Consider the following 16,647-nt stretch of genomic DNA (forward strand, 5'->3'; position numbering starts at 1 on the left):
CTATTGACTAACCCAAAATACTATGAAAAATAGAAGAGAATTTCTCATCAAATCTGCCCTCGGTGCAGCTGGGCTTGTAGTGGCTCCCGCCTGGTTACAAGGTGCGCCATCCATTATCAAATCCTATAACAAACCCAATTCATTGATCAATGGTGTGCAGATAGGTTGCATTACCTATTCTTTCCGTTCCATGCCTGATCAAAGCGCAGAAGCTACCTTGAAGTATGTAACCGATTCTGGGTTGAGTGCGATAGAACTGATGGGTGATCCTGCTGAAAGTTTTGCTGGGATGCCTTCCTCTCCTGTAAATCGGATGCGGATGTTCCAGCTCATGAGAAAACAAAGAGATGGCGGAGAATTGAGCAGCGCAGAAAAATCCGAATTGGATGAAATGCGTGCTGCCGGAGAAGCTTACAGCAAAGAAGTAGCTGAATGGAGAGCAAAAGCTGACATGAAAAAGTTCGAGGATCTGCGCAAAATGTACAAAGCGGCAGGTGTTAGTATTTATGCCTTCAAGCCAAGTGCATTTGGCAAAAACAATACCGATGCCGAGATTAATTATGGTATGAAAGCAGCCAAAGCATTGGGAGCAAGCCACGTTACTTTAGAACATCCTTCTGATGATGCACACACGTTAAAGCTTGGAAAAATGGCAGAGAAAAACGGAATTTCTGTGGGCTATCATGGCCATGAACAGGAAACATTTACCTTCTGGGATACCGCCATTAGTCAAAGTCCTAAAAATGGACTGAACCTTGATGCCGGGCATTACATCGCTGCTGGAAATACAGACCTGATTCCACTGATAGAAAAACAACACAAGCATATTCTAAGTATGCATACGAAGGATAGACAGACTCCTGCCAATGGGAAAGGTAATTTGGCTTGGGGCTCTGGTGATACCCCTATCCCTGAATTATTAAACTTGATGAAAACCAATAACTATAAATTCCCAGCTACCATTGAATTGGAATATCAAGTCCCTGAGGGTTCTGATGCGGTCAAGGAAGTTCAGAAATGTGTAGAATTTTGTGAAAAGGCTCTTAGCTGATCCATACTGGACTTAAAAAAACAAAAACCGCAGCAATGCTGCGGTTTTTTAATTTGGTTGTGTTTGGTAATTATTTTACAAACATAGTAAACATCCACATTCTTTTTTCCAAATCTCCTACAAATGCTGTCAACATGTCTTCTGTAGCAATATCTCCAGCTTCTCCAGCTTCTTCAGCTACTTTTCTATGGGACTTGGCAAGAATTCCTAATCCATCAATGACATGCTTCACACACTCTTCTCCATTGGACACATCGGTGATTTCTTTATGGATGCTGTTTTTGAGATAATCAGAATAGGCATGCTTAGGTTTAAACCCAATGGTGACGACACGCTCTGCTAAATCATCAATGTTTTGATACAGTTTCGTATAGAGTTCCTCAAACTTTTCATGTAATTCAAAGAAGTTTTCTCCTTTTACATTCCAATGGAATCCTCTAACGTTCTGGTAAAAAATATGATAGTCTGATAATAAATCATTCATATTACCAGCCAAATTGGTCATGGCTTTATTATCTAGTTTTAAATGATTTTCGAGTGTTGCTTTATTCGTGTTCATTGTATTAGTGTTAGTTAAGTTATCCATGCCATATATAGTGCAAGGTCCTCTCCACTATTCTGCATTCCATAGATTCCATGGTTAACTAGTAGATTTCATACCAATCTTTTGAGTCTTTCATAAGATCCAATACATCATTTGGAATCCTAAAATCCAAGTAGGATTCCTCGTAAAATCAGCATGAAAATACTTCCCCAAACTGTTGCCCAGATTGCACACAAAAAAAGGCCCTCAACCAATTGAGAGCCTTTTTTGAATTCCAATTCCCGATTTTATAAATCGTATTGTTTCATCTTATTGAATAATGTTTTCCGATCAATCCCCAATTGCTTGGCAGCTTTGGTTCGATTGTATTTTACTTCTTCCAACACCTTCCTTAACACCTCTGCTTCGGCTTCTGCAGCTGCATCTTTCAAATTGACAGGGGTATGATTAGAAGATGTTTTGCTACTTTTTGATTCAGAGCCTGAGTCTGTAAAGTTAAATTTCCGAGCATAGACTACTTCTGGAGGTAATGCTGATACGGTCATTTTTTCCCCATCGGTCAGGAGCGTTGCCCTTCGGATCACATTTCTCATTTCACGAAGGTTACCTGGCCAAACATATTCTTTGAACACTTCCATTACCTCATCATCAAACTCTTTCACGGATTTCTTCAACTCTTCATTGGATAAATGGAGGAAGTGTAATGCAAATGCTTCAATATCGTCTTTTCTTTCTCTTAGAGGAGGAACAGTAATACTAAATTCGTTGAATCTGAAATACAGATCCTCTCGGAATTTATTCTCCTGAACGGCCTTACGAAGGTCCTCATTGGAGGCCACAATAATTCGGACATCAATGGATTTATCTTTAGTCCCTCCTATTCTTCTCAATTTCCTTTCTTGGACCAATCGTAACAAACCGACTTGAACTTCATAAGATAAATTGGAAATTTCATCTAGGAATATGGTTCCTCCATTCGCCAGTTCAAATTGACCTGGCTTTTCAGAATGGGCACCTGTAAAAGCTCCTTTCTCATGCCCCCAAAGCTCACTTCCTGCCAATTCCTTTGTTAAGGCTCCACAATCCACTGCAATAAAGGGTTTCCCTGCTCGCTCACTCTGATCATGAATTAAGCGGGCAATATTTTCTTTACCAGCTCCACTTTCACCGTAGATAACTACACTTAGATTGGTAGGGGCTACCAATTTTACTTCCTTATAAAGTTTCTTGGATTCCTTTCCTGTCCCTTTCAAAAAATTAGAATTTGCCTCTGACTTTTGGCTCTTCTTATTGGCTTTTGTATCAGCCTTATCCAGCGTGATCGTGTTTACTTTTGTCTCTTTTTGAATCGCAAGTGCCCTTTCAATTAAACTAATGATTTCATCAGGAATCAAAGGTTTCGTGATGTAGTCAAAAGCTCCTTTTTTGATGACTTCTACTGCAATTTTCACATCCGCATATCCGGTAATAATCGCTACCTGTGTTCCAGGAGAAATGATTCGTACTCTTGCCAGCACATCTCTCCCCTCCATATCCCGCAATTTAAAATCACAAAAAATTAGGTCATAGTACGTATTTTTAACCATTTCAAGACCGTTTTTACCTGAAATAGTGGTTTCGACATCGTAGCCTTTTTTAGTTAAAAAACGCTCTAATAATTGGCAAATGTCAATATTGTCATCGATTACAAGAATCTTTGCCATGGTGATAAATATTAATTGTTGAAAATATCTTTTTGAATAACCTGCTCTAATCTTGCTAGGTTGAAAGGCTTACTCAAGAAATGTAGGGCTCCTGATTTGATTGCTTCTTCTCGGGCTTCTAAATGATCAAAAGCGCTCATCATGATCACATTTAGTGAATCAAAATCTTGAGCCCACTTTTTCAATTCCTTCAAACCATTGCCATCAGGCAAGTTAACATCCAAGAAAATTAGGTTGGGGTTCCTTTCGTTTACGAGCCGCCTTCCTTCAGAAAGGGTGCCTGCGGAAAATACTTCGTATCCTTTTCTAGCTAAGAATCGAGATAATAGTGCTCTGATTTCTAATTCATCATCCACTACAAGGATCACATTATTCTTCATCACGTTTCGGCATTTGAAATGGTTATTCAGAGTACTAAACTCAATTAATAGATTAATTTTTTTTAATTATAGGGTCTAATTTGGATTAAAAGAAAAGGTACACTCATTAATTGTACCTTTTCCTATTCAAATAAACCTTACTTCACTTTTTCTTTCGCGTTTTTAGCGGTTTCTTTTGCGGTCTCTTTGGCTGTTTGAAGCGCTGATTTGGTAGCATTCAATCCTTCCTGACTCGCAGAAAGCAATTTTGATTTAAGGTCCGTTGCAATGTTTTGAAAATCTGACAACAGGCTGTTTAACTTCTCTTTTTGTGGTTCGTATTGGTCTTTGTTCTTATAAAGAAAAGCACCAATCATTGCACCTGTTATTAATCCGCCTACCCAAATGGTTGTAGTTTTTAACTGTTTGTTCATGTTCTTATAGTTTAAATGTTAGCTTATTAGATTTAACGTAAGTCTTTTAAGCCTGATTCGATTTTAAAAAGATTTCTTAGAAACTTTTAAAGAGGTTAAATCCCCCTGCCACTGATTAGTCTAAACAAGACTGCAATAACAGCCAATACTAAAAGGACGTGAATCAATCCTGATGCACTGTAAGCAAATACTCCGATCAGCCATCCAATCAGGAGAATTACTGCGATAAAATATAATAGAGAACTCATGGTTTTGTGGTTATGGTGTTAGTTTTATTTGATTCTTTAGGTTCAATGCTCATGCCCTTATGTCAACAATTCAAAAAAGGGGCTTAATTTGGTAAAAAAGCAGGTTTTAGACCTGTATAGACGTCATCTTAACCCGGCAAACTCCGAGATATGAGAAATAAATTCCCCAATTCTGGGAATTCCCAGCTATTTGAAAGCACCAACCTTTCTATGAATCGAATAAAATTTTACTCGATCATTTCCCTTTTTTTAATTATTGTGGGAAGTGGCGTTTCTTATTGGACTTCTGAACGAATCGGATACTATACTTCCGCGTTAATGGAAACCCAAGATATCCTTCAGAGAACAAGTGAACTTTATGCAAGTATATTAGAAAGGGAAACCAATATTCGAGGTTTTGTGATTACAGGGGAAGACGCCTTTCTTACTAACTACAGGCAGTCTTTGATAGATGCTCAAATGCTTTTGGATAAATTAAAAGATCTCACTGACGAAAATCCGACACAGCAACAAAACTTAGAAGTACTAGAAGATCTAATTAAGCAAAGGGTAACGGTCTTTGAGGCAACAATTGCATATCACCAAGAACATGGAAATTTAGAGGGTTTTTTAAGCTCGGGCAAAGTAAATAATGCACTAAGTGGTTATAGGACAATCAAACAACTTGTCACTGCCATCAATGATGAGGAAAACAGGTTATTTGTAGAGCGTAATAGGTCCTTACTAAATAATATCAATGCCCTGCCTTTTATCGTCGGTTTAATATCCCTGTTCTCAATTTCTGTGGGCTTTGTCACCTTATCTTCAATATTTCATTACAATAAGGTTCAAAAAATTGCTTCAAAAAGAATCAAAAATTACCAGGAACAACTTCAGGAACATCTCTATTTATTAGATGACTCCAATAAGGAATTAGAGCAGTTTGCCTATGTGGCTTCACATGACTTACAGGAGCCACTGCGTAAAATAACTGCCTTCTCAGATTTACTAGTTGAACAATATTCCGACACGCTTGAGGGTGATGGTGAACTTTATCTGAGTAGAATCACGGTTGCGGCAAATCGAATGAGAAGACTCATCACGGATCTATTGGAATATAGCCGGGCAGGAAGGATTACCAGTGAGGAGGAAAAAGAAATTGATCTTCAAAATGTCATTGAGATGGTTTTGGATGACCTGGAGATCGCTATTCTTGAGAAAAAGGCAAAAGTTGAAGTGGGTACTTTTCCAAAAGTCATGGGAAAAGAGACCGAGTTTAGACAAGTGTTTCAAAATTTGATTTCTAATGCTTTGAAATTTTCAGATCCAAAGAAGATTCCAGAGATCAAAATAAACTGCCAAGAGGCACCCCGGGAAGAAATAAAACGTATTACTCAATTAGAACCTGATCTTTCTTATTACAAGATCACAGTGGAGGATAATGGAATTGGCTTTGATGAAGAATATTCAGAGAAAATTTTCGCTATTTTCCAGCGTCTGCACGGAAAAGAGGCGTTTGAAGGAACCGGAATAGGTCTTTCTATATCCAAGAAAATTATAGAAAAATCAGATGGCACCATTCAAGCAAAAAGCAAACCTGGAGTAGGATCGGTATTTACAATCTACTTGCCGGTCATTTCATCTTAAAAAGTTAATGTACTAAATGGTTTATGAGCCATATATCAAGAATTAACCCACACAATTATTTTATTCACAAAAAACGATATCTTTTTGTGCTTAAAAAACACCTATGTTCGTGAAAAAGCCAATTAACATTCTTGTCGCAGAAGACGATGATGATGACAAATTATTGATTATTAAAGCGTTTCAAAAAACGCTACCCAAAGAAAATGTCACCTGCGTCGAAGATGGAGAGGCACTACTTCAGTACCTGAATCGTTCTGCTCCTTTTGATGATTTGACTAATTATCCTGTTCCTGATATCATCTTACTTGATCTGAATATGCCCAGAAAAGATGGGAGAACTGCACTTGCTGAAATCAAAAGCCATGAGGATTTTAAAAAAATTCCAGTGATCATTTTCACTACCTCCAATTTGAAAGACGATATAGAAATCACTTATAAAATGGGAAGCAATAGCTACATCACTAAACCAGGTTCTTTTGAAGGACTGGTAAAAGTAGCTAAAGAAATCGAAAATTATTGGTCCAAAACGGTCATGTTACCGATTTAAAAAAATAGTAAGCATGAGTTCTGAAACCATTCGCATTTTATATGTCGATGATGATCCGGATGATTTATTCCTCTTTTCTACCATTTTAAAAAAATAAAAGAAACCAATTACCAGATTGAGTCTGCAGCATCCTATGAGGAGGCATTGGAGAAATCCCAAGAGCGCTTTGATGTATATTTGGTGGATTATAAACTTGGAAAAGAAACCGGATTAGAGCTGATCCAAGAAATAAAGTCGATTCAAAAACATGCACCAGTGATCATGCTGACAGGTATGAATACGGGTTCAATAGATCAAGAGGCTCTTCAATTAGGTGCCTCTGATTATTTAATCAAAGGGGAATTTGATGCCAGAACGCTAGACCGAACTTTGCGATATGCCATCCGGGATTCCCAGTTAATGGAATCACTGGACAGTGCCGCCATTAAATTCAGGTCCATTTTTGAAAGGGCCGGAGATCCCTTCTTGTTAATGGATGGAACAAGCAAAATTTTAGAAGCAAACCCAATATTTATCTCAAAATTCGGGATTGAACCGCATTCCGAGGAATCCGGATTAGGATATTTTTTTACAGACTTGATAGAGGACCAAGTATCCAGGTTGATTTTAATGGACGTTTTGGGCAAAAAATCTGAATTGTATGATTTAGAAACGGTCCTGAAAATAGATAAGGATACCCATATCAATGCATTGATCAGTATTGCCAAACAGGATGCCAACCTTTTCCAAGTGCTGATCAAGGATTTGACTGCCATGAAAGCAAAAGAAGAGGAAGATTTAAACCTGGAAAAATTCTCTTCCACAGGTAGGATTGCCAGACTGCTTGCCCATGAAGTAAAAATCCTCTGACTACCATTGTCTTATCTGCTGATCAACTCCAAATGGAACTTCCCGAGAATATCCTGGAGGAAAGCGGAGATCTGATTGAGGTCATCCAGCGAAACTGTAACCGAATCAACCAATTGGTCACCCAATTATTGGAAAGTACCAGATTTACGGAGTTAGACATTGCCAATCATTCCATCAATGATCTGCTAGATGAATCTTTGGAACAGGTAATAGACCGAGTCCAAATGAAAAATCTGGAGGTCAAAAAAGATTATCAAGATGAGATTTGCAATATTGATGTAGATGCCGAAAAGGTAAAAATTGCGCTTATTAACCTCCTTGTAAATGCCATTGAAGCGATGCCCGAATCAGGAGGAAAACTTTTTTTAAAAACTTACATTAAGGGAAAACAATGCAGAGTGGAGTTAAAAGATAATGGAGTGGGTATTCCAAAGGAAAATTTGGAAAGATTATTTGAGCCTTTTTTCACAAGCAAAGAATCCGGTTCAGGTTTGGGATTAACCAATACACAAAACATTATCTTAAGCCATGGAGGCTCCATACGGGTAAAAAGTGAAGAGGGAGTAGGGACCACATTTTTGCTAAGCTTCAATTTGAGTTCTTAAATCCATCCTGTGGTAGTGAAAAAATAATTCCCATGGATTTTCAAGGAAAATTAGAAAACTTCGAATTCAATCATTGGAGCTACCATGTACCTGTTCCTGATGATCTGGCTACTCAATTACTGGATAAGAGTGAAAGAAGGGTTCTGGTTAAAATCAATCAACTAGGGCCCTATCATATGGCTTTGATGAAAGCCAAAGCGTATTGGTATATTTTAATCAACCAAGAGATCCGATCCAAATTAAAATTAGCGTCTGGGGATTCACTTTCCATCTCCATAGAGAGTGATTTCAGTGAATTTGGGCATGTATTACCTGAAGAGTTTCAAGTATTAATGGACCAGGATGAAGAAGGAACTAAGTATTTCAAATCATTGACGCCTGGTAAACAAAGAAGCTTGGTATACCTGGTCACCAAAGTGAAAAATCCTGAAAGCAGGATGAAGAAGTCACTGGCCATTATGCATCATCTCAGGTTATCCAAAGGAAAAATAGACTTCAAACAATTAAACGAACTGATAAAGTATTACAATAATTTGTAAGGGAGCTGTTTCGGATCCACCAAATGCTCCGTTTGGTTTCTAACAAATTATTTCAAATACCTATGAAGAAATCATTCCTTTACTACCTCCTTTTTTCCCTTGTTTTTACCCTTGCAGCCTGCCAGGATAAAGATGATCAAGAAGCCGATTTTAGTAAATTCAGAGAAATTGCCTACAACTACTTGGACGATTCAACCCAGGAGACCATCGTAGGAAATTGGAAGAAGGCTTTTGTACGAAAAAATGGAAATGGCAATTATGAAGTGCTTTTTAACACTACTTATGATGCACTTTTAGGCCCAATCGTGGTAGAAATTGAAGGAAAAACCAGAGAAGTAATTGGAATCTACCCAAGAGATTAGAAAGGTGTTCAATTCAATAAAAAGAGGGCAAATGCCCCCTTTTGTTAATCGTCCTTTATTTTAAATTTTTCCCTTTTGCAGCTTTGTTCGACTTTTTCTTAGGTCTACTAGCGCCAAAAGTCCCTCTGTTGGTTTTACCTTTTTTAGTTTTCATATCTCCTTTTCCCATACTTATTTTGGTTTAATTTGATTCAAACCAAGGTAAAAAACTGACAAAAAAATGTCAAGCCTTGCGATGCCGGGACAATGGGGATTCATGAATTAAACCTATCTTTCCTTCCTAATTAGTAATTTTATTTTGGGATGACTAATAAACAATTACCGGAAATAAATTGTGATTTAGGGGAAGGAATACCCTCTGAAGAAAATATTTTTCCGTGGATTGATGCCGCTAGTATTGCCTGCGGAGGACATTATGGAGACCGATCCAGTATTTACCAATCTCTGCTGTTGGCAAAAAAATTCGGAAAGAAAGTCGGGGCCCATCCCTCCTACCCAGATCGGGAAAACTTTGGTAGGCAATCCATTCCGATCTCCAATGAAGATTTGATTCAAAGTATTCAAACGCAACTCCACTTATTTCTTGAGGTTGCCAATGACTTGGACTTCACATTGGATCATATTAAGTTCCATGGCGCCCTGTATAATGATGCTGCCAAAAGAGTAGATCTTGCAGCATCCTTGACCAACTTCCTCTTAAAGACCTTTCCTCAAACTCCTGTGTTTACTCCTCCCAATTCGGAAATGGAAAGACTGTGCATTGAAAAAGGGCTGCCAATCAGAAGAGAGGTGTTTGCAGATAGAGCCTATTATTCGGATTATTCATTGGTATCAAGAAACATCAAAGGGTCCTTACTAAGTGATTTCGAGAGCATCAATCGCCAATTGGATCCATTATTTACCAAAGGTGAATTGATCTCTATTGAGGGTGTACAATTACCGGTTCAAGCGGATACTTTATGCTTTCATGGAGACAACCCAGGCTTGGATTCTTTTCTTTCAGCAATTAGACAAACCTGGTGGACATGAAACCTATTCACTCCATCATAACCCCCTACCTTTCTGAGATAAAATGGAGTCTGGAAATTTCCGACCTGCTTTTACAAAAACAGTTAGCGCTAAAAAGTATTCTTGAAAGCCATTTTCAAAAAACATCCTAGAGATACGGGTTGGATTCAAGACTTTGGGAATCTCCTGGAAATCCAAACTTCCTTACAAGGAGGTTCAAGCCCTTATGGATCAATTTGAGGAAATGGAAGAATATTCTCCCCTTTCCAACAAGGTCTGGCAAATTCCTGCCTGCTATGATGTAGAACTTGGAAGGGATTTAGAAAATTTAGCTATTGCCAAAGGTTTAGAAGTGAAAGCCTTGATTGACCTTCATTCAAAAAATAACTACCGGTTACATTTCTATGGTTTTTTACCTGGCTTTATGTACTTGCAAGGTCTTCCCAATGTACTTTTTACCCCTAGAAAATCTGTCCCAGATGCCAATGTACCAGCTGGATCTATTGCTATTGGAGGAAATCAAACAGGAATATATCCAAGTGATAGTCCTGGTGGATGGCATTTAATCGGCCAAACTCCGATTATTCTTTTTGATCCCTCAAACAATCCACCTGTTTGGGCCAGTCCTGGTGATCTAATTAAATTCAACCCTATCACTTTAGAGGAATTCAAATCCATTCAACAGGATCCTCAACAACCGGTTTGGAAAGAATGAAGGAAAATCCATCTATGTCGATTTTGCGTACTGGTCCGGGTACCAGTGTTCAAGACCTTGGCAGAGAGGGTTTTGGACAATACGGAATTCCAGTGTCAGGGGCAATGGATCGCATTTCTATGCGTTGGGTAAATCACTTATTACAAAACCCCGAGGAAGAAGCTGTATTGGAAATTTCTCAGCCAGGCCTGAAGTTACACTTTGGATCCCCTACCACCATATGCATGGCAGGGGCGAAAGCAAACCTCAAGTTAAACGACCTCCCTATTAAATCTGAAGGTTTACTTCTCATCGAGGAAGGGGATGAACTTAGTTTTGGTTCCTTCATCTTGGGAGCTAGGGTGTATTTAGGAGTAACAAAAGGATTCAAGGTTCCTACCTTACTGACTAGCAAAAGCACCTACTCCGGTATTACTGAACTGGGAATGTTAAAAAAAGGGGACCTCTTGGAATATGCATCCATTCAAGAACATCCAAACCCCACCTGGTCCAGGGTAAAATTTGATAGAAATTGGATGAATTCCAACACCATAGAAGCATATCCTGGTCCCGAATGGAAGGAGTTATCAGATACCACCAAGACCGAAATTCAACATACCACATTTACCATTTCCCATCTTCAAAATCGAATGGCCTTCCAATTGGAAGAGCTTATTCCTAACTCCTTAAGTGAAATGGCTACTGCTGCGGTATATCCTGGCACCGTCCAGTTAACCTCGGGTGGAAAACTGATCATTTTAATGAAGGATGCACAAGTGACCGGGGGCTATCCCAGGATTCTCCAGCTACCAGAAAAATCAATTGCCCAGCTTTCCCAAAAATCACCCTACCAACAATTTACTTTTAAAATAAAAAGGCCCTGATTTCTCAGAGCCTATATTAAAAAGTTCCCCCTAGTTTATCTACCTGAAGTCGGTGAAGACTGGCTGTTTTCCCAGAATCTAGACCAAAGGAAGAACATTTCGACCTCGAATTTCTTCCTGTTCAGTTGAATGGTTGCCCAATCTACATCCCCTGATGCATCATACTTTTCACTAGCAAGCATTCCAATGGATCCCATCCCTCCAATTTTGTACATATTGCTAAGATCATCTTCTAAATCAAGGCCATAAAAGCCTAAAGATTCAATTAAAATATCGGCCTTTCCCCGGGCATTGGATTTTCTTGCAGCCTCTCTGGCGCTTTGAACTGCTGGAAGTAACAAGCCTACTGCCACAGGATCTACTCCATAGCCAATCTCTAATTCAGTCATTGCCTGGTCCAAGCTAATAGGATCAATGTTTCTAGCATTCAATCCCAAAACAAATTCAGCAGTTTCTTCCAACTCGGGCTTTTTGATCGGAGGGATACTATCTTCCCAAGGGCTTCGGGATGGAGCACTGGTAGCTCCATTTCCACTGAAAATTTTAGCGAAAGGATATTCCTTATCTGTGGATTCTCCTTTGATATCACCTATTTTCAAGTATCCTGAAATAGCAGCCAATGGTCCTTTGGCAATATCATATTCAATTTCATGCTCGTCTCCGGCAGTTGCTGAATGGTTTCTTTTTGCTGCATCACTGAAAGTGGCTCCTCTTTTAATCAAGGTAGAATCAAAAATTGTCATGGATTTCCTAATCATGGATGCTAGGAAGAATTCTCGGGACCTACTACTTCTTACCATTTCCTCTACTTTGGAAGGGGGCAGTGTGGTCATCACTCCTTGATAGGCATTTTCAGCTATTCCATAATTAAAATTGGCTTTACCTGATCCTATTCCTCCAGAGGATGATCCCATTCTGGCATTGGGGTCACTTAATTCTACGGCTTGGTCTACATCCGCAAATAACGCTTCTTCATTTGTTCTTGAATCGCATGAAGTGTTTAAAATAATGGCGCTTAAAAAAATGATAAAAAGATAATTTTTCATGATTATTTAAAGTTTGATTGATTTCGTTTTGGAAGAGCTTTTCTCTTCCGACGATTCAAACATAGATACCTTTCGCACAGGTATTTGGACAAAATAGATGAAACAGTCTATCCAATTGATGAAAAAGCCATATCAATTGATAGTTGAATTTTACGCTTATCTACTTGATTTTAAGGGCACAAATAGGCAACTTCTACAGCTATCAATCAAAAAAGGTCATCCATCAATTGAAAAGGTCCAACCATTAAAGTTCAGGATTCTGAATCGGGTTTAGAGGTATATTGGAACATTATACAAGCCCAAAAACAGCTTAGAATTTATATTTTAGGAATTGAACAATCTACAATCACATATTTCCGCATCCCATATTGAAGATATACTACTTCATTTTTCCAACTCCATGGGAGACTTGGAGACGGAGGAAGAAATTCTGTGGGATATGACCAGAAACTGTATCTCAATACTCGGCTTTGAGGATGCAGTGGTTTATTTGGTGGATGAAAACAAAGAATACCTGGAGCAAAAAGCTGCATTTGGACCTAAAAACCCTGAGGGAAATGAAATCATTAACGCCCTAAAGGTGAAAATCGGAGAAGGGGTAACCGGAGAAGTGGCCAGCACAGGACTTCCATTGATCATTAAAGATACCAGGACGTATAAAAAGTATATCAAAGATGACGAATTCCGTCTTTCTGAAATTGCGGTACCCATTATGCTTGAAGGAAAAGTGATTGGTGTTATTGACAGTGAACACTCCCAAGCAAATTATTTTACGGACCAACACCTAAAAATCCTGTTGGCTGTTGCCTCCATTTATGCCGGACAAATAGCTAGAATCAGAGCTTTAAAATCCATCAAAGAATCGGAATTCGAGCGATGGAAAATCCAACAAAAGGCTTCTAGGCTAAAAATGGAAGCCCTTTCTGCTCAACTTAGTCCCCACTTTGTGTTCAATTCCTTAAATGCGATCCAACATTATATCTTATTAGAAGACAAACGTAAATCCCTGAGATTTCTAAGCATTTTCGGGAAGCTTCTTCGCTATTTTATGAGTCAACTTTCAGAAGAATCCGTCAGTGTGAAGGATGAATTACAAATGTTGGATTGGTATTTACAATTACAAAAATTACGGTATGGAGAAAAGCTGAATTATTCCCTATCTGAAGGTAATTTAAAGGAATTCCCCCATGCAAGAATCTCGTCCATCATTGTCCAAAGTCTGATTGAAAACTTACTTGAAGAACAGATCTCTCAATCAGATGGTCATTCAGAAATAGAATTGGGTTTTCATATTTCAACTTCTGAGATTAAATTCAATGTGTTGATAAACAACAAAAAGAAACTGAGCGGCCCTAATGAAAATCCGAGCTACTTTAACAGTCTAACCCCTTGGGAAGAGTACATCAGAATATTGAATGAAATCAGACCTTTTGAAATAAAATCTAAGGTATTTGAGGAGGTTAACCCTGGTAATGGCAGTTACCTAAAATCTGTTCAAATTATCTTTCCCAATTTAGCCAATCCATGAAAGAGCTTCCCCTTTCTTTATTTTTTATTTTATTTTTCACCTTTCAACTTTCGGCACAGGAAAGGAGCCCCACCTACCGAGTTCTGGTCTATCCCACTGTTTTCAAAATAGACTCTGCCATATCCATCAATCAGGCCATGGATTATTCAACCCAAGGACTTTTTCAAACCACAGAAAATCTTGGGATTGCGAAGCAGGGGTATCACTATTGGTTTGAAATTGATTTGGCAGAGGCAATCTCTAAAAACAACATTCAAGACTCGATTTATTTTTATCCCTATGGAGTGGAAAAAGGGAATCTTTTCATTGTCAGAAATAGTAGGCTAACTCCTTTGGTTTTCAATATCATGGGGGAAAATGATTTAAAAAGAACAAACCTTGAAAGTCCATTTTTCATCAGTATTTCTAAGAATGAATTGATAAATGGATCCAAAATATACCTGGTCACTCATTATTTAAGGGCCACTCCTGACCTTTCCAATAAAACATTTTCGATCAGCTCACCGGAGGCACACCAGCTGTTTTCCGGATATATAAGCCACAATTCCTTCAAAAGTCAGGTTCTTGCTTTCTTCTTTTTAGGAGTGGCAGCCGTATTGATGGTTTTTAATCTGATTTTATTTTTTAACATGAAAGAACGCCAATACATTTATTATGGCTTATTTCTCTTATTTCAACTGATCTATTATTCGAGGATCAGTCCCTTGCTGGCAGTCAATTTCGGATATGGTCATTACCACTTTTTCTTTTGGCTCACTTCCATTTCTCAGATTTTAATCAATACTTTTTACATGCTCTTTATCAGGCATTTTTTAGATTTCCCTAAATACCTCCCAAAATTTGATCGGATAGTAAAAGGAATCGTGCTTTTGTTAGCCAGCCTGATTGTTCTTGTCAGTGTTTTGATTTATCATGATCCTTACGATGCCTTCCAAGCCAACCTAATGAACTGGCAAAGGTATTTTATGGCAACATTTGCATTTGTAGGCGTAGCCTATCTGTGGAAGGTGTACCAAGGCAAATTGGTCTATTTCGTCATTGCGGGAACCCTTATTTTTACCACTGGAGCTTTATTGACCATGTTTTTGCTGGATCTGGATTACATGATCACAGGTTCGGCAATAGAAAGCACCATTTTCGCCTTAGGCCTTTCTTATAAAATCAAAGTAATCAGTCAGGAAAAACATGCGGCAGAATCGGAAGCATTTCAGACCAGATTAGGCGCACTTCGAGCTCAAATTAATCCCCATTTTATTTTCAATAGTCTCAGTTCCATTCAGCATCTGATAAGTAGTGAACAAAAAGTACCCGCTTTAAAATACCTGGCAAAATTCAGCAAATTTGTTCGGCAGGTTCTGGAAAATTCATTGGATGTACATGTAAGCCTAGAAAAGGAAATTGAGCTCTTAAAGGTATACCTGGACTTGGAGTCCCTCCGCTTTGAACACGCATTTACCTATGAGGTCATCTTACCTGAAGATTCCAATATCTGCTATGAGGAGGTTCCCATGTTGATCATTCAACCCTTTGTAGAGAATGCAATCAAACACGGCCTGCTCGCCAAGAAATCGGAGGACAGAAAGCTAACCATCCGATTTTTTGATAAGGGTGACTATATCTTATGCGAGGTGGAAGACAATGGAATAGGAAGAGTGGCAGCTGAAAAAATGAAAGGAACCAATTACCGACCATCTAGAGGCATGGGCTTAACCTATGAGCGTCTTCAATTAGAAACGAAATGGTCATCTAAAGAAGACCTAATAGTTTTTGAAGATTTAGAGCAAGGAACAAAAGTGACCATTAAAATTCCCAAACAATGAAACCATTGCAAGTGATTATTGTAGAGGATGAATTCCATAGTAGGGAAACCCTCAAAACTTTTTAGAAGAATACTGTCCGGAGGTAGAGGTTCTTGATACTGCTTCCAATGTTGAGGAGGCTATAACTAAGATTTCCAACTACCAACCGAACCTGGTTTTTATGGACATTGAATTGCAGACAGGGACTGGATTTGACGTGATACAAAAATTAAACATTTAAACTTTCACTTAATCTTCACGACAGCATTTGAACATTATGCCATCAAAGCCATCAAATTCAGTTCAATAGATTATCTGTTAAAACCGATTGATCTGGAAGAATTATTGGAGGCGGTACAGAAGGCCAAAAGCCTGGTTCAGGAAGAATCAAGGCAACATCTGTTAGAGAACCTATTATCCAACTTTCAAACTCCCACTTTGGAGAACCGAAAAATCTGTTTGGCTACCTCGGAAGGAATAGAATTTATCCCAACCAATCAGATCAGCTATTGTGAGGCCAATGGTTCTTACACCGATTTTCACTTAACTGATGGCCGAAAACTGGTGGTCAGTAAAAACCTGAAAGAGTATGAAAACCTGTTGGGAGAGATGAATTTCATGAGAGTCCATAATAGTTTTTTAATCAATCTGGGGGAAGTGAAGAAGTTTGTAAAATCTGAGGGTGGATACATCGTAATGAATAATGACAGACAAGTGAGTATTTCCAACTCAAAAAGAGATGCCTTTATGAAAAGGATGGGGATCTAGATAAATTTTGAAATATTGCTTAAAAAACCTGCTTCAAATTTGAGCAAAGTAAA

At 38.5% G+C, this 16,647-nt stretch carries 20 protein-coding genes; 13 read left to right on the top strand and 7 right to left on the bottom strand.

What is annotated here, in order from left to right:
* Nucleotides 1-22 precede the first annotated feature (22 nt).
* Nucleotides 23-1,051 (top strand): sugar phosphate isomerase/epimerase family protein, encoded by a 1,029-nt coding sequence (locus tag V8V91_RS03490; RefSeq protein ID WP_373398777.1) that lies wholly within the window; start codon nt 23-25, stop codon nt 1,049-1,051.
* Between the two features lie 70 nt (nt 1,052-1,121).
* On the opposite strand, the gene V8V91_RS03495 is transcribed toward V8V91_RS03490, so the two are convergent.
* The 5 genes from V8V91_RS03495 to V8V91_RS03515 all read right to left on the bottom strand — a co-directional run bounded on the left by V8V91_RS03495 (nt 1,122) and on the right by V8V91_RS03515 (nt 4,339).
* The gene (locus tag V8V91_RS03495) at nt 1,122-1,610 is read right to left on the bottom strand and encodes a Dps family protein (protein ID WP_373398779.1); all 489 of its coding nucleotides are present in this window, start codon (nt 1,608-1,610) and stop codon (nt 1,122-1,124) included.
* A 272-nt stretch (nt 1,611-1,882) separates the two neighbouring features.
* Nucleotides 1,883-3,298: a sigma-54-dependent transcriptional regulator gene (locus tag V8V91_RS03500; protein WP_373398781.1), complete on the bottom strand. Its 1,416-nt coding sequence runs from the start codon at nt 3,296-3,298 to the stop codon at nt 1,883-1,885.
* Between the two features lie 11 nt (nt 3,299-3,309).
* Entirely contained in the window at nt 3,310-3,678 is a 369-nt protein-coding gene (locus tag V8V91_RS03505; protein WP_373398783.1) for a response regulator, read from the bottom strand.
* A 137-nt stretch (nt 3,679-3,815) separates the two neighbouring features.
* Nucleotides 3,816-4,091 carry a hypothetical protein gene (locus tag V8V91_RS03510; protein ID WP_074224417.1) on the bottom strand — a complete coding sequence of 92 codons (276 nt, stop codon included), beginning with the start codon at nt 4,089-4,091 and terminating at the stop codon, nt 3,816-3,818.
* Between the two features lie 95 nt (nt 4,092-4,186).
* Complete coding sequence (locus V8V91_RS03515; protein ID WP_205643931.1) at nt 4,187-4,339, bottom strand: lmo0937 family membrane protein; 153 nt, start codon at nt 4,337-4,339, stop codon at nt 4,187-4,189.
* A 150-nt stretch (nt 4,340-4,489) separates the two neighbouring features.
* On the opposite strand from V8V91_RS03515, the gene V8V91_RS03520 reads away from it, so the two are divergent.
* From V8V91_RS03520 to V8V91_RS03545, 6 genes are all read left to right on the top strand, one after another.
* Nucleotides 4,490-5,965: a CHASE3 domain-containing protein gene (locus V8V91_RS03520; protein ID WP_373398785.1), complete on the top strand. Its 1,476-nt coding sequence runs from the start codon at nt 4,490-4,492 to the stop codon at nt 5,963-5,965.
* A gap of 103 nt (nt 5,966-6,068) precedes the next feature.
* Nucleotides 6,069-6,512 (top strand): response regulator, encoded by a 444-nt coding sequence (locus V8V91_RS03525; protein WP_373398786.1) that lies wholly within the window; start codon nt 6,069-6,071, stop codon nt 6,510-6,512.
* Between the two features lie 144 nt (nt 6,513-6,656).
* Complete coding sequence (locus V8V91_RS03530; protein ID WP_373398787.1) at nt 6,657-7,361, top strand: response regulator; 705 nt, start codon at nt 6,657-6,659, stop codon at nt 7,359-7,361.
* A gap of 32 nt (nt 7,362-7,393) precedes the next feature.
* Nucleotides 7,394-7,966, top strand: a complete 573-nt coding sequence (locus V8V91_RS03535; protein WP_373398789.1) for a nitrogen regulation protein NR(II) — start codon at nt 7,394-7,396, stop codon at nt 7,964-7,966.
* 32 nt (nt 7,967-7,998) lie between these two features.
* Complete coding sequence (locus V8V91_RS03540; protein ID WP_373398790.1) at nt 7,999-8,505, top strand: YdeI/OmpD-associated family protein; 507 nt, start codon at nt 7,999-8,001, stop codon at nt 8,503-8,505.
* Nucleotides 8,506-8,567: 62 nt separating this feature from the next.
* Nucleotides 8,568-8,867 (top strand): hypothetical protein, encoded by a 300-nt coding sequence (locus tag V8V91_RS03545; protein WP_373398792.1) that lies wholly within the window; start codon nt 8,568-8,570, stop codon nt 8,865-8,867.
* Between the two features lie 55 nt (nt 8,868-8,922).
* On the opposite strand, the gene V8V91_RS03550 is transcribed toward V8V91_RS03545, so the two are convergent.
* Nucleotides 8,923-9,036: a 30S ribosomal protein THX gene (locus V8V91_RS03550; protein ID WP_373398793.1), complete on the bottom strand. Its 114-nt coding sequence runs from the start codon at nt 9,034-9,036 to the stop codon at nt 8,923-8,925.
* A 134-nt stretch (nt 9,037-9,170) separates the two neighbouring features.
* Between V8V91_RS03550 and V8V91_RS03555 the strand changes: the two genes are divergently transcribed.
* The 3 genes from V8V91_RS03555 (at nt 9,171) to V8V91_RS03565 (ending at nt 11,453) form a co-directional block, all read left to right on the top strand.
* Nucleotides 9,171-9,896 (top strand): LamB/YcsF family protein, encoded by a 726-nt coding sequence (locus V8V91_RS03555; protein ID WP_373398794.1) that lies wholly within the window; start codon nt 9,171-9,173, stop codon nt 9,894-9,896.
* 124 nt (nt 9,897-10,020) lie between these two features.
* A complete protein-coding gene (pxpB, locus tag V8V91_RS03560; RefSeq protein ID WP_373400609.1) occupies nt 10,021-10,590 on the top strand; it encodes a 5-oxoprolinase subunit PxpB in 570 nt (189 codons plus the stop codon).
* Nucleotides 10,587-11,453: a biotin-dependent carboxyltransferase family protein gene (locus V8V91_RS03565; protein ID WP_373398795.1), complete on the top strand. Its 867-nt coding sequence runs from the start codon at nt 10,587-10,589 to the stop codon at nt 11,451-11,453. The genes pxpB and V8V91_RS03565 overlap by 4 nt, the downstream gene beginning before the upstream one ends.
* A gap of 35 nt (nt 11,454-11,488) precedes the next feature.
* Here the strand turns inward: V8V91_RS03565 and V8V91_RS03570 are convergent, their stop codons facing one another.
* Complete coding sequence (locus tag V8V91_RS03570; RefSeq protein ID WP_373398796.1) at nt 11,489-12,499, bottom strand: hypothetical protein; 1,011 nt, start codon at nt 12,497-12,499, stop codon at nt 11,489-11,491.
* A gap of 331 nt (nt 12,500-12,830) precedes the next feature.
* Between V8V91_RS03570 and V8V91_RS03575 the strand changes: the two genes are divergently transcribed.
* The 3 genes from V8V91_RS03575 (at nt 12,831) to V8V91_RS03585 (ending at nt 16,594) form a co-directional block, all read left to right on the top strand.
* Nucleotides 12,831-14,027, top strand: a complete 1,197-nt coding sequence (locus tag V8V91_RS03575; protein WP_373398797.1) for a histidine kinase — start codon at nt 12,831-12,833, stop codon at nt 14,025-14,027.
* Nucleotides 14,024-15,847: a sensor histidine kinase gene (locus V8V91_RS03580; RefSeq protein WP_373398798.1), complete on the top strand. Its 1,824-nt coding sequence runs from the start codon at nt 14,024-14,026 to the stop codon at nt 15,845-15,847. The genes V8V91_RS03575 and V8V91_RS03580 overlap by 4 nt, the downstream gene beginning before the upstream one ends.
* A gap of 324 nt (nt 15,848-16,171) precedes the next feature.
* On the top strand, nt 16,172-16,594 hold the full coding sequence (locus V8V91_RS03585; protein ID WP_373398799.1) for a LytR/AlgR family response regulator transcription factor: 423 nt from the start codon (nt 16,172-16,174) through the stop codon (nt 16,592-16,594).
* Nucleotides 16,595-16,647: the final 53 nt, after the last annotated feature.

This window comes from Algoriphagus halophilus (genome assembly GCF_041729275.1).
In the GTDB taxonomy this organism is placed as follows: domain Bacteria; phylum Bacteroidota; class Bacteroidia; order Cytophagales; family Cyclobacteriaceae; genus Algoriphagus; species Algoriphagus halophilus_A.

What these genes read in the sequence shown, in the direction of transcription:
- V8V91_RS03490 (WP_373398777.1), top strand. Translation starts at nt 23, where the DNA reads ATGAAAAATAGAAGAGAATTTCTCATCAAATCTGCCCTCGGTGCAGCT.
- V8V91_RS03495 (WP_373398779.1), bottom strand. Translation starts at nt 1,610, where the DNA reads ATGAACACGAATAAAGCAACACTCGAAAATCATTTAAAACTAGATAAT.
- V8V91_RS03500 (WP_373398781.1), bottom strand. Translation starts at nt 3,298, where the DNA reads ATGGCAAAGATTCTTGTAATCGATGACAATATTGACATTTGCCAATTA.
- V8V91_RS03505 (WP_373398783.1), bottom strand. Translation starts at nt 3,678, where the DNA reads ATGAAGAATAATGTGATCCTTGTAGTGGATGATGAATTAGAAATCAGA.
- V8V91_RS03510 (WP_074224417.1), bottom strand. Translation starts at nt 4,091, where the DNA reads ATGAACAAACAGTTAAAAACTACAACCATTTGGGTAGGCGGATTAATA.
- V8V91_RS03515 (WP_205643931.1), bottom strand. Translation starts at nt 4,339, where the DNA reads ATGAGTTCTCTATTATATTTTATCGCAGTAATTCTCCTGATTGGATGG.
- V8V91_RS03520 (WP_373398785.1), top strand. Translation starts at nt 4,490, where the DNA reads ATGAGAAATAAATTCCCCAATTCTGGGAATTCCCAGCTATTTGAAAGC.
- V8V91_RS03525 (WP_373398786.1), top strand. Translation starts at nt 6,069, where the DNA reads ATGTTCGTGAAAAAGCCAATTAACATTCTTGTCGCAGAAGACGATGAT.
- V8V91_RS03535 (WP_373398789.1), top strand. Translation starts at nt 7,394, where the DNA reads ATGGAACTTCCCGAGAATATCCTGGAGGAAAGCGGAGATCTGATTGAG.
- V8V91_RS03540 (WP_373398790.1), top strand. Translation starts at nt 7,999, where the DNA reads ATGGATTTTCAAGGAAAATTAGAAAACTTCGAATTCAATCATTGGAGC.
- V8V91_RS03545 (WP_373398792.1), top strand. Translation starts at nt 8,568, where the DNA reads ATGAAGAAATCATTCCTTTACTACCTCCTTTTTTCCCTTGTTTTTACC.
- V8V91_RS03550 (WP_373398793.1), bottom strand. Translation starts at nt 9,036, where the DNA reads ATGGGAAAAGGAGATATGAAAACTAAAAAAGGTAAAACCAACAGAGGG.
- V8V91_RS03555 (WP_373398794.1), top strand. Translation starts at nt 9,171, where the DNA reads ATGACTAATAAACAATTACCGGAAATAAATTGTGATTTAGGGGAAGGA.
- V8V91_RS03565 (WP_373398795.1), top strand. Translation starts at nt 10,587, where the DNA reads ATGAAGGAAAATCCATCTATGTCGATTTTGCGTACTGGTCCGGGTACC.
- V8V91_RS03570 (WP_373398796.1), bottom strand. Translation starts at nt 12,499, where the DNA reads ATGAAAAATTATCTTTTTATCATTTTTTTAAGCGCCATTATTTTAAAC.
- V8V91_RS03580 (WP_373398798.1), top strand. Translation starts at nt 14,024, where the DNA reads ATGAAAGAGCTTCCCCTTTCTTTATTTTTTATTTTATTTTTCACCTTT.